Genomic DNA, 14,480 nt, shown 5'->3' on the forward strand with positions numbered 1-14,480 from the left:
AAATTTAATCGCAATAACTTTTACGACTTCATTTAAAACCGCTCGCTTATATTATTTCGTTTTAAGCGAGGCCTGCTTAAAAGATTTTTAAAAACTAGAACACTTGTCAGGATAAAAACGCCAATAAGAACAATAGTTCCTCCAGGTTTAAAATCAGCATAGTAAGAAATAAACAGACCGGATATGGTGTACAGCAATGCAAATAAAATGGAATAGAAAACGGTCTGCTTGTAACTTTTAGCGACCTGCATGGCTGTCGCAACCGGCAACACCATTAAGGAGGAGACAACCAGCGTTCCTACAGTTCGCGCGGATATAGATATTGTAACCGCTGTCAGCAATGTAAAAACCACGTTAATGCTCTTAATCGGAATGCCTGCAAGCCTCGCGGACTCCTCATCGAACGTCATATAAAATAGCTCTTTGTGTAAAAGAAAGACTGCTAAAATCACAATGATGCTCAAACCGATCACCATGTAAAGCTCAAAATCACTGATAGCAACGATACTCCCAAAAAGGAAGCTATTGAAATTAGCGCTGTTTTTGACAAAGCCGGAAAGAATACCCGCGAGCCCAATCCCCGTGGACATAATAATTGCAATCGCAATCTCGGAATACTTGGGAAAAGATTTGCGAACCTTTTCAATTCCGAAGGCTGCTGCAATCGAAAAAATGACCGCTCCGAGAATAGGGTTCATATTCAAGGCCAAGCCTGCTGCTACACCAGCCAGAGAATTGTGGGAAAGGGCATCTCCTGTCATCGAAAGTCTCTTGAGAACAACTACAACTCCAATACAAGGAGTAATGGTAGCTATTAAAATCCCGGTAATAAAAGCCCGCCGCATAAAATCATATTGGAAAACATCTAGCATTGAGATACCCCTCTATAACAATTTTTACAATCACGGTTATGGAGATTGACATTATAACCGTAAAGTTCAGTTGCAAACTCTGCTGTAATCCCCTCCCTGGAATCATGCAGAAACATCCCGTTTTCGCCCAAGCAGACAAGTTTATTCGCATTAACCGTTATTGCACTAATATCATGGGTAACCATCACAATCGTTAAGTTTAGTTCCTTATTTAGTCTGGCTAACAAGCCATAAACAGCTTCTTCTGAACGGGCGTCAATCCCAACCGTTGGTTCATCTAAAAACATAATTTCAGGCTCATTAACTAGAACTCGCGCAATAAAAACTCTCTGCTGCTGTCCTCCGGAAAGGTTACCGATCAACCGTTTGCCGTAAGCCTGCATCCCTACGAGCTCAAGAGCCTTATAAACTTGTTTCATATGTGACTTGTTGGGAAAACGAAAGAGGCCAATCTTCGAGTAGAGATTTGCCGCAACAACTTCTTCAACGGTTGCCGGAAAACTGCTATTAAAGGAATTCGCCTTTTGCGACACATAACCAATTTTATTCCAGCGCTTAAACGTATCGATATCTTCTCCAAGCAGCTTTATTTCCCCGCTTTGCGGCTCCATAATCTTCAGCAGGAGCTTAATCAAGGTACTTTTCCCAGTCCCATTAGCCCCGATAATTCCCAGAAAATCACCTTTATCCACCGAGAAGCTGACATCCTTGAGAATGAGATTATTGCTATACCCAAAATTCAAGTGATTAACTTCGATAATCTTATTGCTTTTAATTTCCATGACTTTACCCTACTGCAGCGCTTTCTTCAAAACTTCAAGGTTATCCCTCATTACGGAAAAATAGTCTTTACCTGCCTGTTGATCTGCTTCCGACAGTCCTTCAAGTGGATTCAAGACGGTAGCCGTTGCCCCCGTTTCTTGAGCAATCGTCTGAGTTACTTTTGGACTGACCAGTTCCTCAAAGAATATATACTTAAGCTGTTTCTCTTTGACAAAATTAACGATTTCAGCCATTCTCGCCGGCGAAGGCTCAGAATCAGCCGCCAAACCTTCTATCGCAACCTGGTTTAATCCGTAAGCACTGCATAAGTAACTGAAGGCTTGATGAGCTACGATTATATCCTTCTTGCTCAGCTCAGTAATCGTCTTTTTATATTCCTGGTCAAGTTGATCCAGTTTTTGAGCATTATCGTTGTAATTTTTCTCGTAATACTCTTTATTTAAAGGGTCAGCACTTACAAGGGCATTTTTAATAGCTTCCATTTCTTGCTTGGCCAACATCGGGTTTAACCAGACATGCGGGTCATAGGTCAAATTTTCATTTTTATCCGTGTTATCTAAGAGCTTAAGCCCCTTAGATGCTTCGACTGTCACCAGCTTTTCATTATCAATGGATTTAAGCACTTTATCTATCCAAGTTTCCATTCCGGCACCGTTGTAGATCAAAACATCGGCTTTTTCGAGATTTCCCATATCGCCGGGCGTTGGCTCCCAATCATGAGGCTCCGTCCCTGCCGGAATAAGATTCTTAAGATTGATTTTATCTCCCCCAACTTTCTTCGTTAAATCATACATTGGATAGAAGCTTGTATAAACTGTTAATTTCTTTCCTGGATCTGAGGAAGAACCCATATTGGAGTTCTGAGTATTCACTTTAGCATTTCCACAGCCAGAAAGAATCAACGCACTAATCAACAATAAAATAAGGCCGACTAAACCTAACTTTGATGTTCCTGTCTTTGAGTTCACCATTGAAAACCGCCCTTGAACAGATTTGCAAATCATTCGCATTTGCATTGCATTTTCTTATTATAATAGGCTTGCCTAAAATATGCAATGTAAAACAAAAGTTTTGCGGAACATCTTATCTTTGGTACACGGAGGAATACATTAATATAACATAAATCATACAATAATTTAACAAAACAAAAAATCAAAAAGCCTCAAATAGTTATTTCTCTTAAACTCTAGGGCAAGCTTAAGACGGATAGATAGGATGAATAAAAATGGTTAAAATTCGTAAGGCCGTAATTCCGGCGGCAGGATTGGGGACGCGATTTCTCCCTGCGACAAAAGCACAGCCTAAGGAAATGTTACCGATAGTAGACAAGCCAACGATCCAATTTATCGTCGAAGAAGCGGTTAATTCAGGAATAGAAGATATTATTATCATTACAGGTCGCAGTAAACGCGCAATCGAAGATCATTTTGACCATTCGGTAGAGCTTGAAACGTTCTTAAAAATGAATGAAAAAGAAGACTTACTGAAACTAGTTCAAGATATTTCGCAACTGGCAAATATCTATTATGTCCGGCAAAAGGAGGCTCTAGGTTTAGGTCATGCGATTTACTGTGCACGTCAATTTATTAGAGATGAGCCTTTTGCCGTTTTACTTGGAGATGATGTCATTTATTCCAAAATACCCTGCTTAAAACAAATGATCGATGTTTATAATCAGTATGGATCAAATATCGTGGGCGTTCAGAAAGTTCCTTTAGCAGATGTGTCCAAGTATGGTATTGTCGACGGAGAAAAATTAAGCTCTCGGATTTATCATGCTCGAAATCTGATTGAAAAACCGAGTATAGAGGATGCTCCTTTAACCCGTTTGGCCATTACAGGGCGCTATATATTAACTCCAGCTATTTTTAATATTTTAGAAAATCTTCCGCCGGGTAAGGGCAACGAGATACAATTGACAGATGGGTTGCGCGAACTTAGCAAAACTCAGGAAATTATTGCCTATAATTTTCAAGGCCGACGTTATGATGTAGGAGATAAACTCGGTTTCATTCAAGCCAATATTGAATACGGCTTAAGGCACGATGAATTATCTGTCCCTTTAATAAAATACTTGCTTAAAACAGCGAAAAATTTAAAACTTTAGTCTACTGGAGAGACAATACACCAACAAAACAGCGAGAGGATCCCTCAATTTGAGACACCCTCTCGCTACTTTATTGATATCTTCATTAAAAAGTTTAATTAAAAACTTGAAAAGATCTGCCTTTTAATAAAGGATTAAAAATACATTAAACTTGATTAATAACATTAATTTTTCGTCCTTCGGGTAAAGAAACTTGAGTATTCTGCGAGTAATCGGCCGCCTTGTTTTCTACTTGATTCTCTTCTGGCTCTTCGTCGTCTTCGTCGTCATCGTCATCTTCGTCATCGTCATCTTCTTCTTCGTCTTCTTCTTCTTCGTCGTCTTCTTCTTCTTCGTCGTCTTCTTCTTCTTCGTCGTCTTCTTCCTCTACCTCTTCTGCCTCTTCCTCTTCGTCGTCCTCTTCGTCGTCCTCTACTTCAACTTCGTTCTCTACAACTTCAGTATCAAAATTATACTTAAAGACATCCCCATTTTGGAACTTTACTTTGACCTTTTTAAGCTCGTTTCCATTTGCCAATGTGTCGAGAACCTGTTTGAGCAATTCTTCTTTAGCCATATTTCTCCGCCTTTCTTTTCTGGATATTCAACTCTTGCCACCCAAAGTCTTCAAATGGAATTGCAACTTCGTTATATAGCATATGCTTAGCAACCGGCATCGGTGCTGAATTACAATCCGCAAAAATCGGCGATCTGTCGTTCAAGCCCCGTTTGTAAAGAACTTATAGGATTATACTTTAACAAGGTCTGTGCTTTCGCTATATCGGCCCAAGTATTCCTCGGATCACCCTTCGACTTTTCCTTAAATTCGAGAATTGCTTTTTCATTGAGCAATTTTTCAATCAAAACGATAACTTCGATAATCGAGGTCCTTTCTTTTCCTCCAATATTAATCGTTTCCCCTATAACGCCATCTGCTTGGAGAACGGCTATGGTTCCCTCGACACAATCCTTGACAAAGGTAAAATCTCGAGTCTGCAACCCATCGCCATAGATTTGAACAGGTCGATGATGAAGAATCCCATCGATAAATCGATAAAACGCCATATCTGATCTTTGTCTTGGTCCATAAACCGTAAAATATCTTAGAATCACAAGAGGAAGACCATAGTTAGCTTGGTAAACTTTACATAAATATTCACCTGTAAGCTTGCTTACTCCGTAAGGAGAGAGCGGTGCAGGAATAGCATCTTCGGCAACTTGCCCTACTCTTTCACCATACACGGAAGAGGTTGAAATATAGATAAACTTTTCAAGGGAAAGTTCACGTACGGCTTCCAATAGAATTTGTGTGGCTAAGATATTATGATCAACATAAGCTTGAAAATGATCCCCCCAACTCGAGCGTACTCCTGGAAGCGCCGCTAAATGATAAACCACTTGGACATCTTCAAGGAGTTTTTTTAAGTTAGCCTGACGAAGATCAACTTGATGGAAATGAAACCGCGGGTTGGATAAAAGTTGACTTAGATTTCTCTGTTTCACTGGCATTAGGCCAGGGTCGATCAAGCCATCGATTCCGATAACCTCGACATCCTTGATTTGAAGCAAGCGTTCACAAAGATGTGAACCAATAAATCCGGCTGCCCCAGTTACACAAATTTTCATCGTTTCCCAACCCCCAGATATATAAATCCTTTGCTTCTGACTTTTTGGCTATCAATACAATTTCTTGCATCAAGAAGAATCGCTTCTCTCATATTGGCTTTGACTTCAGACCAATTGCACGTGATAAATTCATCCCACTCTGTAGCGATAATCAGTGCATCAGAATCACGTACCGATTCATAGGGATCGCTAAAGGCATTAACCTCAGCTAATTCGAGGTGAACCATTGGGTCATACGTATGAACCCGAACCCCTTTTTGGAGCAGTTGCCGAATCAGGCTCAGTGCTGGAGAAGAACGCAGATCGTCTGTTCCCGGCTTAAAGGTTACACCCCAAACCGTAATCTGTTTACCGGTTAAATCGGAAATTTCAGTCATCAACTTTTTCAGGTAAATCTCGATTTGCTCTGTATTAATTTCTCGAACAGCATCAAGCAGCTTTGTTTCTACATTTTTTCTCACCGCTGAATTTTTGAGTGCGCTCAAATCTTTGGGCAGGCAAGATCCTCCAAACCCGAGACCCGCGCTTAAGAAATGATGTCCAATTCGCGGATCTGTCCCTATTCCTTTGGCAATATCTGCATAATTTACCGCATAAGCCTCACATATCCGAGCCATTTCATTCGCAAAGGAAATCTTTGTCGCCAGAAAGGCATTACTGGCATATTTGATCAGCTCTGCTCCTGTCAAACTCGAAAAAATATAGGGAGCTTTTCCCCTGGGATAGAGCTTTTTGAGGATTTTGATGGGGCGATCCGATTTTGTACCGAATACAATCTTATTCGGATGCTGAATATCCCACAAGGCACACCCTTCGCGCAAAAATTCCGGATTGGAAACAATATCAAATTGTTCTTCGTCTATGCCTCTTTCTATTAACGTTTGGCGAATTTCTTCATTGGTTCCCGGGGAACAGTACTCTTCGTAATAATGATTTTATATCTATTAAGGGTAGCGGCAATAATTTCAACAACCTTGCTTACGAAACTAAGATCACTACTTCCATCTTCCCTTGAAGGTGTGCCTACCGCAATGAGAATAATCGGATAATCTCTAATGCTTTCGACCACTTGAGCAGAAAAATGCAGATTATTTTTTTGGAGGCTTTTATCTACTAAATCTTGTAATCCAGGTTCATAGATGGGGATTTTTCCCTGACAAAGACGATCGATTTTTGCTTGATCAATATCCACACATTGAACTTCATGCCCAAAATCTGCCAATGCAGTTGCTGTTGTAAGCCCAACATAGCCAGCGCCGACTACACATATTCTCATAATTTCGACACCTCACTCCCCTCGTTATCGATTACTACCTCTAATCTATTCGACTACGATGGAGTGTGTTAAAAATTTGTTTTACTGACGGAGATAACACTTCGCACTAAAAGAGAATAATTTATGCTATGGATAAAAATAAGGTGGGGGGCGATGAAGTGGTAGAATATCAGATTGAACCCTGGGACAGTATCGGTCAGCAGGCAGGTCTTAACTTAGATATGTATGTACCTCCCGAAGTAGATGAACTCGCACAATTCGTCATGACGGACTATGATATGGAAGTCTTTGATAAAACATTAATTACCTCAAAACCCGACAAAGGCGGAGCCATTTGGAAAATCCAAACAGACAAAGGGCCCCGCAGTTTAAAGCTTCTACACCGTAAACCTATCCGGAGTCTCTTTAGCGTAGGGGCCCAAGATTATGTTGTCAAACAAAAAGCAAGAGTTCCAGAAATAAAAACGACCAAAACAGGGGCTCTCTATGTTGAAAAAGGCGGCAAGTTATGGATTGTGACAGATTGGATTGAAAGTATGACTCCAGCTGGTAAAGATCTAAAAGGTGCGCAAGAGCTCTGTTTTGGTTTAGGTGAATTTAATAATTATTCACGAGGATATATTCCACCCAAAGGGGCCCAAAAAGCTTCGAGATTGTCTCATTGGCCTACCTACTATCAAGAAATATTGACCAAAATAGGTTGGTTCCGTAATATCGCCAAGGCCTATGAAGATATTCCGAGCAGTCAATTTCTTCTTTCCCTGATCAATATATTTGAGCGTCAAGCCCAAGACGCATTATCCCTTCTTGAGCAATCCTCATATGCTCAGATGGTTGCAATGGGTGAAGAACACTGGGGACTGGTTCACCAAGACTACGGATGGTCAAACGGACAACTGGGCCCAGGCGGACTTTGGGTCATTGATCTCGATGGCGTGGCTTACGATCTGCCGATTCGTGATCTGCGCAAGCTCATTTCAAGTACGATGGATGACATGGGCACCTGGGATTTAAATTGGATCCGGGGTATGATTGACGCCTACCATCAAGCGAATCCTCTGGATCGAGAAACGTATGAGGTTTTGCTCATTGATTTTGCCTTTCCTAACGAATTTTACAAACACATTCATGAGATGCTATACGACCCCGTTGGTTTTATGAATAATGATCTAGAAAGAATACTGAAGCATCTCATTCTTTTGGAACAGACAAAAAGTTTAACACTCAAAGAACTCCAACTTGAAAAGGAAAGATTTCCAAGTGGCAACTATGAACAAAGAATTGTGTCTCAACCCCAAATTCACGAGATACAACCCATAAATCCAACTCCGGAAAGCTCCGACTTGCTTAGTTTACCTCCACAAGAAAGTTCTCCCTTTGATTTTGAGGAGATCCAAGAGGGTTTTTTTATTCATGAAACGAGCAAAATTATCAAAAAGAATAATCAAACTTCTATCGAACGGACGTTTAGCCTTAGAAAGAAACGAAAAAAGAAAGCACAAAGCACTAAGAAAACGAGTATACAAAAGCAGCAAGATTTTATTGAGCAAGATCCTTTACCGAATAATTCCTTGCTCCAAAACGTAAACTCTAAATTAAATATACTGATGATTTGTACAGAGAAATTGCCCGTCCCACCCGTGCGTGGTGGAGCAATTCAAACGTATATCACCGGAATCTCCGGATTGCTAAGTCAACACCATGATCTAACCATTTTAGGAACTTCAGATCCTTCTTTACCTGATGATGAACGCTCCGAGAATATTCGGTATGTAAGAGTAGACGGTAAACACGTTTTTGATATTTACGCTGAGGAAGTTCTAGCTTTTCTTAAAAAGAATACTTTCGATTTGATTCACGTCTTCAATCGCCCCCGTCTTATTCCTTTGATCCGTGAAGCCGCTCCCCATTCACGCCTTATTCTCAGCATGCATAATGACATGTTTAATTCCAATAAAATTACCCCGCAAGAAGCAATAACCGCCATCCATGAAGTTGACCGGATTATTACTGTAAGCAACTATGTCGGAAATACAATCAGCAATCTTTATCCCTCGGCCTCTTCAAAAGTTCATACGATCTATTCTGGAGTTGATCTCAATACGTTTATTCCTTGGGGAAAATCAAATTCCGCCGCACAGATTCGTCAAAGACTGCGCGCAGAGCACAATCTTCAAGATAAAACGGTCATCTTATTTGTGGGAAGATTAACTCCCAAGAAAGGGATCGATCTCTTAGTTGAAGCCCTAAAAGCCATACATTTCGATCCCTCGAAAATTGCTTTGGTCATTGTGGGCGGAACATGGTACAGCGAAGATAAAATGACGGATTATGTTTCCTATGTGCGCACTCTGGCAGAGAAAGCTCCTTTTCCTGTAATTACTACAGGTTATATACCTTCCGATCTCATCCATGAATGGTTTTGGGCCGGCGATATCTTTGTATGTCCCTCGAAGTGGCAAGAGCCGCTGGCGCGTGTCCATTATGAGGCAATGGCAGCCGGCTTGCCTTTCCTTACAACAGCACGAGGCGGCAATCCAGAAGTTGTGATCGAGGAAAATGGGATAATCGTCGAGCAGCCTGAAGATCCGTTCGAATTTGCTGAGAAACTTAAAATTCTTCTTTCCGACCCTAGACTTAGACAAAAAATGGGACAAACAGGCAGGCGTATAGCTGAAGAGCGTTTCAGCTGGGAGCGAGTAGCCAATGAAGTCTTGGATGTCTGGAAATCAAGCTTTGTTGACAAACCAAAGGGGGCAGCTTCCAAAGTAGAGCACCCTGATAAAGTAAAAAACCCCGACCAACAAATGAAAAATTTATCAAAACCTTCAGTTCAGTCCTCTGTTCCCTATTCTTCTGTAATAAAAATTACCCTAGCTATGATCCATCCTTAAGGTATAAACGCAAAGAAAGAGAGCCGAAGAACAGCGCTTTAAAGGCACTTCACTTCGGCTCTCTTAGTATGTTCAACAAAATTATATTGATCTATGATCCACGATATTCATTTTGATGTAGAATCAAGTTCTGAGGTACAGTGAGGGCACCGAGTGGCTTTAATGGGTATCTCCGTAAAGCAATAATGACAAGTTTTTGAAGTTGGAACATCATTGATTTCTTCTTTCTTTCTGCTAAAATGGCTCAATTGCCGAATCACAAAGAAAATAGAAAATGCAACAATTAAAAAGTCCATGATATTGTTAATGAAAAGGCCGTAATTTATGGTTGCGACCCCTGCGTTCTTTGCTTCATTGATCGTCTTAAAATACCCGCTTCCAAGCGCGATAAACAAATTGGAGAAATCCACTCTGCCTAATAACAATCCAAAAATCGGCATAATAATATCAGTGACGAGAGATGTCACAATTTTCCCAAACGCACCACCAATTATAACACCTATAGCCAGATTCACAACATCGCCCTTCATGGCAAATTCTTTAAATTCTTTCCACATTGGCATTTCCCCCTTTGCATTGACAAATTATCGATAGAACTTCTGGATTAAAGGTATTATATTAATAATGGATGTGCATTTATACAGGGGGAATAATATTTACCGTCAAAGAAAAAAGATATTTGATCAACATAAAAAAGGAGCGCAAGGAAACTTTATACGTTTCACTGCGCTCCTTTTTCATATGGAGTGATTACATTTTTATTAAATTCCTGCTGCATTAGACGTTATTAGCCCCGTCTCCATCGCTAACAATTGATCCCCCCATCGTGAAGCCCACTCCTTAAGCTCAGCTACTCCCATAGGAGAAGGCACTTTTGAATCTGTATGTTCCGCTATTTTCTGAGCAAGGCTTTTATATATTTTTGCCTGTTCAGAGTTGGGGGCAGCTTCGATCGTTGTTTTCCCCTGCAGTTCGCTTTGGGTCACGGTAACTGAACGAGGAACATACTGAATAACCTGAGTGTTCGTCTTTTCTACAAAATCATCAATGATTTCCTTAGAATAAGGTTGATTAATAGAATTTGCAATTACACCGCCAAGTAAAGCGCCTCCGGAATTAGAATATTTCTGAATTCCTTTGAACAAATTATTCGCGGCGTAGACCGCCATAAAATCTGCCGAAGAAACAGTAAATACATGCTCGGCAATTCCTTCGCGGATGGGTACCGCAAAACCGCCGCATACAACATCACCTAAAACGTCGTAGATCACAAAATCAAGCTCCAATTCTTCAAAGATGCGCTGCTGCTTGAAAAGCTCTACTGCCGTAATAATGCCTCTCCCTGCGCAGCCGACACCGGGAGCCGGCCCTCCTGCCTCAACGCAGTATACGCCGTTAAACCCCTTGAAGATTACATCATGGGCATTTACTGCACTTTTTTCACGCAAAGTATCAAGCACCGTCGGAATATAGGTTCCACCGCGGAGTGTGTTTGTGGAATCACTTTTCGGATCGCACCCGAACTGCATGACTTTATAGCCTTGTGTCGAAAGAGCTGCCGTTAAGTTTGAGGTTGTTGTAGACTTACCTATTCCACCCTTACCATATATGGCGATTTGTTTAATCTTTTTGGGCATTAGTTATCAATCCTCCAAATATGCATAATTTGTTCTGACAAAATATTTCGTTAACTTTGCTAATGCATCCTCAATAAAATCCGGCTGCTCGAAAACAGCAATTCGATTTATCTCCAATGCCTTTTTGGCGCCTACCCCAATTCGTGAAACCAAAACTGCCGTACAATCGTTCAAAGAATCTATGCTCGCTAAAAGACCTTCATCTGAATGTTCTCCGGTCCTGCAAAGAGAATTAACAGCACGTCTGCCTATAAACTCGTTTGTACCGTCAGGCTTTAAATCAACAATAAAAAATTCCTTTGCTCTACCAAAATGTTCGTTTATCATTTTCCCATCAAGGCTCGCTATGGCCACTCGCCACTTCTTGCTTATCAGAATCACCTATATTATTTTAAAGAATCCGGAACGCCCTCAAGTTTAACAAAAGTATTCTTGGTAAGAGCAACGGCATCGGTTTCCTTCTTAATGAGGCCTATTCGCTGTAAATCCTCAATGTTACGCTTGATAGCCGCTTCAGCTCCACTTACTGAGGCAATATAATTATAGGTTTTTAGAACTTCGGCATTAACTTTCGGGTCACCCGGTGTCCACTTCTTTTCCACCTGAATTCTTGCGGTTTCTTCGGGGTTTTCTTGAACAAACTTAGCCCCTTTTTGGATAGCTCGCGTATACTTAGCCGCAATATCAGGATAATTTTTGACAATTTCATTGCGCAGGAATGTGACGCAGCAGAATTCGTTCTTTAAGTAATCATCCATTGCCGAATCAAAGATCGCCTTCGTTTTTCCTTCGTTTACGAGAATAGCCGCCGTCGGATCGCTAAGTGCAATGGCATCCACAGCCCCATTGGCTAAAGCCAAGGCAAGGTCGTTTTGCGCATAAACAATAAATTCGACTTCCATTTTTTGTGCAGTAACCCCAATTCCTTTGTTAGCAAGAGCACGTTGAGCGACAACTGCCGGACTGCTTGCTAAGCCCGGAACGCCGATCTTTTTCCCTTTAAGTTGTTCAATTGAGGTAATATTCGAACCTGTAGGGACCAAAACCTTAACACACCCGGTATGAACTCCTAAAGTAATTTTGGTTTCAAGCCCATTTTCTAACGGTTGGATCATCTTTGCCAGAAGCCCAAAACTGGCATCCACTTTTTTAGTGGAAAGTGCATCAACGCTCTGAGCTGAATCCACCTTGACTGTTTCATATTTAAGCCCTTCTTGATCAAAATACCCTTTCTCAATAGCCATATGAAGCGGCGCTTCGCATAAACCGCCTCCATAGGCAATCTTCAAAACATAATCTGAGTTTTGATTTGTACCTGTCTGGGCAGCCGAACCACCCCCTTGTGCTGGCGCGTTTGCAGTTGCAGAGCAGCCTGTCAATACGGATACAAGAAGTGCACCTGTAAGAAGGAAGGGAAATACTCGTCGGTATGTTTTCTTGATTGAAATCATATGAATTCTCCTTTACTTTTATATATTTTTTATGTTTTCAAGGTAAATTATGGTCATTATAGATAATATTGGAGTTCCTCATGTTTCCCTGCGAAATCAAGGATATTAAGGATCTTTGCACGCAAATGCAGGAAGTCGGGCAAATCCCTTGCCCGAGGCCGCCCGATCTCTACCTCAATAACGCTTTCAATTTTAGCGGGACGAGAGGTCATAACCAGTATCCGATCACTCAGATAAATCGCTTCATCAACATCATGCGTCACCATAACCATCGTCGTACCGCGTTCTTTCCATATTTTAAGCAGTTCATCCTGCATATTCATACGCGTGAAAGCATCCAAAGCTCCAAAAGGTTCATCAAGCAGCAATACCTTAGGATGATTAACCAAAGCTCTTGCCAGAGAAGCCCTCTGCGCCATCCCTCCCGATAGCTGGTGCGGGTACGCTTTTTCAAATCCTGATAGACCTACAAGCCTGATAAAATCGAGAACTTCGCCCTTTTTATCTTTATAGATTGACCTCATTTTAAGACCAAAAGCAACGTTTTCGTATACAGTCAGCCAAGGAAAAAGCGTTGGGTCCTGAAACACCAGCCCCCGTTCGTAGCTTGGCTGTGTGATCCGGATATCATCAAGCGTAAATTGTCCCTGATCCGGTTGGGAAAGTCCGGCTAATAGCCTAAGAAAAGTCGATTTCCCGCACCCTGAAGGTCCAATAAGCGAAATAAATTCACCAGGCTTAATACTTACATTCACATTGTTAAGCGCCACAACTCTTTGCCCGTCCGGCTGAAGGAAAACTTTCTGAACATCAATCGCTTGAATACCACCTTTTATTTGCTCTGCCTGTACTACCATTTGATAACCCCCTTCTGCCAGCCTAGGACTCTGTCGCGCACCTTAAACATCAGGGTAATAATCAGAGAAAAGGATACGGCAATGACAATTAGTCCAGCATACACATTAGCATAGGCCATCATTTCCCTCTGCCAGTTGATGTACCAGCCGATACCAAATTTAACACCCAGCATCTCGGCCGTCATCAGAGTGATAAACGAAGAGCAGGTTCCATTAAAGATACCAATAAAAATACTCGGCATCGCATCGGGAACAGCAATCCGGAAAATTTTCTGAACCGTATTCGCTCCCAGCGTACTTGAGACTTCAAAATAAGCATTCTTAACGTTGGAAATACCCGAACTCGTCAGCACAGTGGTAGGGAACCACACTGCCAAGGCAATCAAGAACACACTGGCCTGAAAAGAAGTTGCAAAAGATACTAAGGCAACGGGTATCCAAGCTGTTGAAGGTATTGGGCCAATGACCTTAATTATTGGATTAACCCAATAACTCCATCCTTTGCTCCAGCCAACCAAAATTCCCGTTGTTATACCCGTCACTGCTCCCAGGATTAATCCATATCCCAAAAGCCGTGCCGAATACCCCAGGCATTTGAGCAAAAACGGCCATTCCTCTACAAAAACCTTGATGATTTTCTCCGGGCTCGGAAAGTACATCAAGGGAAGTATCATGAGCTTAAGCGTAGCGACATTAAGGAGATTTAGCAGCAATATGGCCGCACCGATAAACCATGATTTAAATACATAGTCTTGACGCACCTTCTCATTAAACAAGGCGACAATCACAACAACCCCTGTAATTACGGTTACGGCAAACAACATATTCGTAAAATAAGGCAACGCCTTTAAGGTGTACCGAGGGCTATTGGGTATTAAAAGATGTATTGATAGAGCAAGAACAGCACTTAATGTTGGAATAAGCGTTTTTACACGAAAAACAATTGTGAGTTTTTCCCTTATCCCCAAATGCGCGATTTCGTTAACGGTCTGCACGAT

13 protein-coding genes and 1 pseudogene are annotated in these 14,480 nt (G+C 41.4%); 2 read left to right on the plus strand and 12 right to left on the minus strand.

Annotated elements, in window-relative coordinates:
• Window positions 1-32: 32 nt before the first annotated feature.
• From ACHOLT_RS16110 to ACHOLT_RS16120, 3 genes are read right to left on the minus strand one after another with little or no spacing between them, the layout of a single operon-like run.
• Window positions 33-872, minus strand: coding sequence for a metal ABC transporter permease (locus ACHOLT_RS16110; RefSeq protein ID WP_425802631.1), 840 nt, complete (start codon window positions 870-872; stop codon window positions 33-35).
• Window positions 866-1,654, minus strand: coding sequence for a metal ABC transporter ATP-binding protein (locus ACHOLT_RS16115; RefSeq protein ID WP_425802633.1), 789 nt, complete (start codon window positions 1,652-1,654; stop codon window positions 866-868). The genes ACHOLT_RS16110 and ACHOLT_RS16115 overlap by 7 nt, the downstream gene beginning before the upstream one ends.
• Before the next feature lie 9 nt (window positions 1,655-1,663).
• Window positions 1,664-2,626, minus strand: coding sequence for a metal ABC transporter substrate-binding protein (locus tag ACHOLT_RS16120; protein ID WP_425802636.1), 963 nt, complete (start codon window positions 2,624-2,626; stop codon window positions 1,664-1,666).
• Between the two features lie 254 nt (window positions 2,627-2,880).
• On the opposite strand from ACHOLT_RS16120, the gene galU reads away from it, so the two are divergent.
• Window positions 2,881-3,762, plus strand: a complete 882-nt coding sequence (galU, locus tag ACHOLT_RS16125) for a UTP--glucose-1-phosphate uridylyltransferase GalU (RefSeq protein WP_425802638.1) — start codon at window positions 2,881-2,883, stop codon at window positions 3,760-3,762.
• A gap of 145 nt (window positions 3,763-3,907) precedes the next feature.
• On the opposite strand, the gene ACHOLT_RS16130 is transcribed toward galU, so the two are convergent.
• From ACHOLT_RS16130 to ACHOLT_RS16140, 3 genes and pseudogenes are all read right to left on the minus strand, one after another.
• A complete protein-coding gene (locus ACHOLT_RS16130; protein WP_425802640.1) occupies window positions 3,908-4,318 on the minus strand; it encodes a hypothetical protein in 411 nt (136 codons plus the stop codon).
• 110 nt (window positions 4,319-4,428) lie between these two features.
• Window positions 4,429-5,367, minus strand: coding sequence for an NAD-dependent epimerase/dehydratase family protein (locus tag ACHOLT_RS16135; RefSeq protein WP_425802643.1), 939 nt, complete (start codon window positions 5,365-5,367; stop codon window positions 4,429-4,431).
• Window positions 5,364-6,643, minus strand: a pseudogene (locus ACHOLT_RS16140) (UDP-glucose dehydrogenase family protein). The gene ACHOLT_RS16135 and the pseudogene ACHOLT_RS16140 overlap by 4 nt, the downstream one beginning before the upstream one ends.
• A gap of 158 nt (window positions 6,644-6,801) precedes the next feature.
• On the opposite strand from ACHOLT_RS16140, the gene ACHOLT_RS16145 reads away from it, so the two are divergent.
• Window positions 6,802-9,537, plus strand: coding sequence for a CotS family spore coat protein (locus ACHOLT_RS16145; protein WP_425802646.1), 2,736 nt, complete (start codon window positions 6,802-6,804; stop codon window positions 9,535-9,537).
• A 107-nt stretch (window positions 9,538-9,644) separates the two neighbouring features.
• On the opposite strand, the gene mscL is transcribed toward ACHOLT_RS16145, so the two are convergent.
• The 6 genes from mscL to ACHOLT_RS16175 all read right to left on the minus strand — a co-directional run bounded on the left by mscL (window position 9,645) and on the right by ACHOLT_RS16175 (window position 14,477).
• The gene (gene mscL / locus ACHOLT_RS16150) at window positions 9,645-10,094 is read right to left on the minus strand and encodes a large conductance mechanosensitive channel protein MscL (protein ID WP_425802649.1); all 450 of its coding nucleotides are present in this window, start codon (window positions 10,092-10,094) and stop codon (window positions 9,645-9,647) included.
• A 204-nt stretch (window positions 10,095-10,298) separates the two neighbouring features.
• Window positions 10,299-11,174, minus strand: coding sequence for a nitrogenase iron protein (gene nifH, locus ACHOLT_RS16155; protein WP_425802652.1), 876 nt, complete (start codon window positions 11,172-11,174; stop codon window positions 10,299-10,301).
• A 6-nt stretch (window positions 11,175-11,180) separates the two neighbouring features.
• Window positions 11,181-11,528 carry a NifB/NifX family molybdenum-iron cluster-binding protein gene (locus ACHOLT_RS16160; protein WP_425802654.1) on the minus strand — a complete coding sequence of 116 codons (348 nt, stop codon included), beginning with the start codon at window positions 11,526-11,528 and terminating at the stop codon, window positions 11,181-11,183.
• Window positions 11,529-11,560: 32 nt separating this feature from the next.
• Entirely contained in the window at window positions 11,561-12,625 is a 1,065-nt protein-coding gene (locus tag ACHOLT_RS16165) for an ABC transporter substrate-binding protein (RefSeq protein ID WP_425802656.1), read from the minus strand.
• 56 nt (window positions 12,626-12,681) lie between these two features.
• Complete coding sequence (locus ACHOLT_RS16170) at window positions 12,682-13,482, minus strand: ABC transporter ATP-binding protein (RefSeq protein ID WP_425802659.1); 801 nt, start codon at window positions 13,480-13,482, stop codon at window positions 12,682-12,684.
• Complete coding sequence (locus ACHOLT_RS16175; protein ID WP_425802661.1) at window positions 13,476-14,477, minus strand: ABC transporter permease; 1,002 nt, start codon at window positions 14,475-14,477, stop codon at window positions 13,476-13,478. Before ACHOLT_RS16175 ends, ACHOLT_RS16170 begins: the two co-directional genes overlap by 7 nt.
• Between the last annotated feature and the right edge of the window lie 3 nt (window positions 14,478-14,480).

It is taken from the genome of Desulfitobacterium nosdiversum (assembly GCF_049860565.1).
GTDB classification, from domain to species: Bacteria; Bacillota; Desulfitobacteriia; order Desulfitobacteriales; family Desulfitobacteriaceae; genus Desulfitobacterium_A; species Desulfitobacterium_A nosdiversum.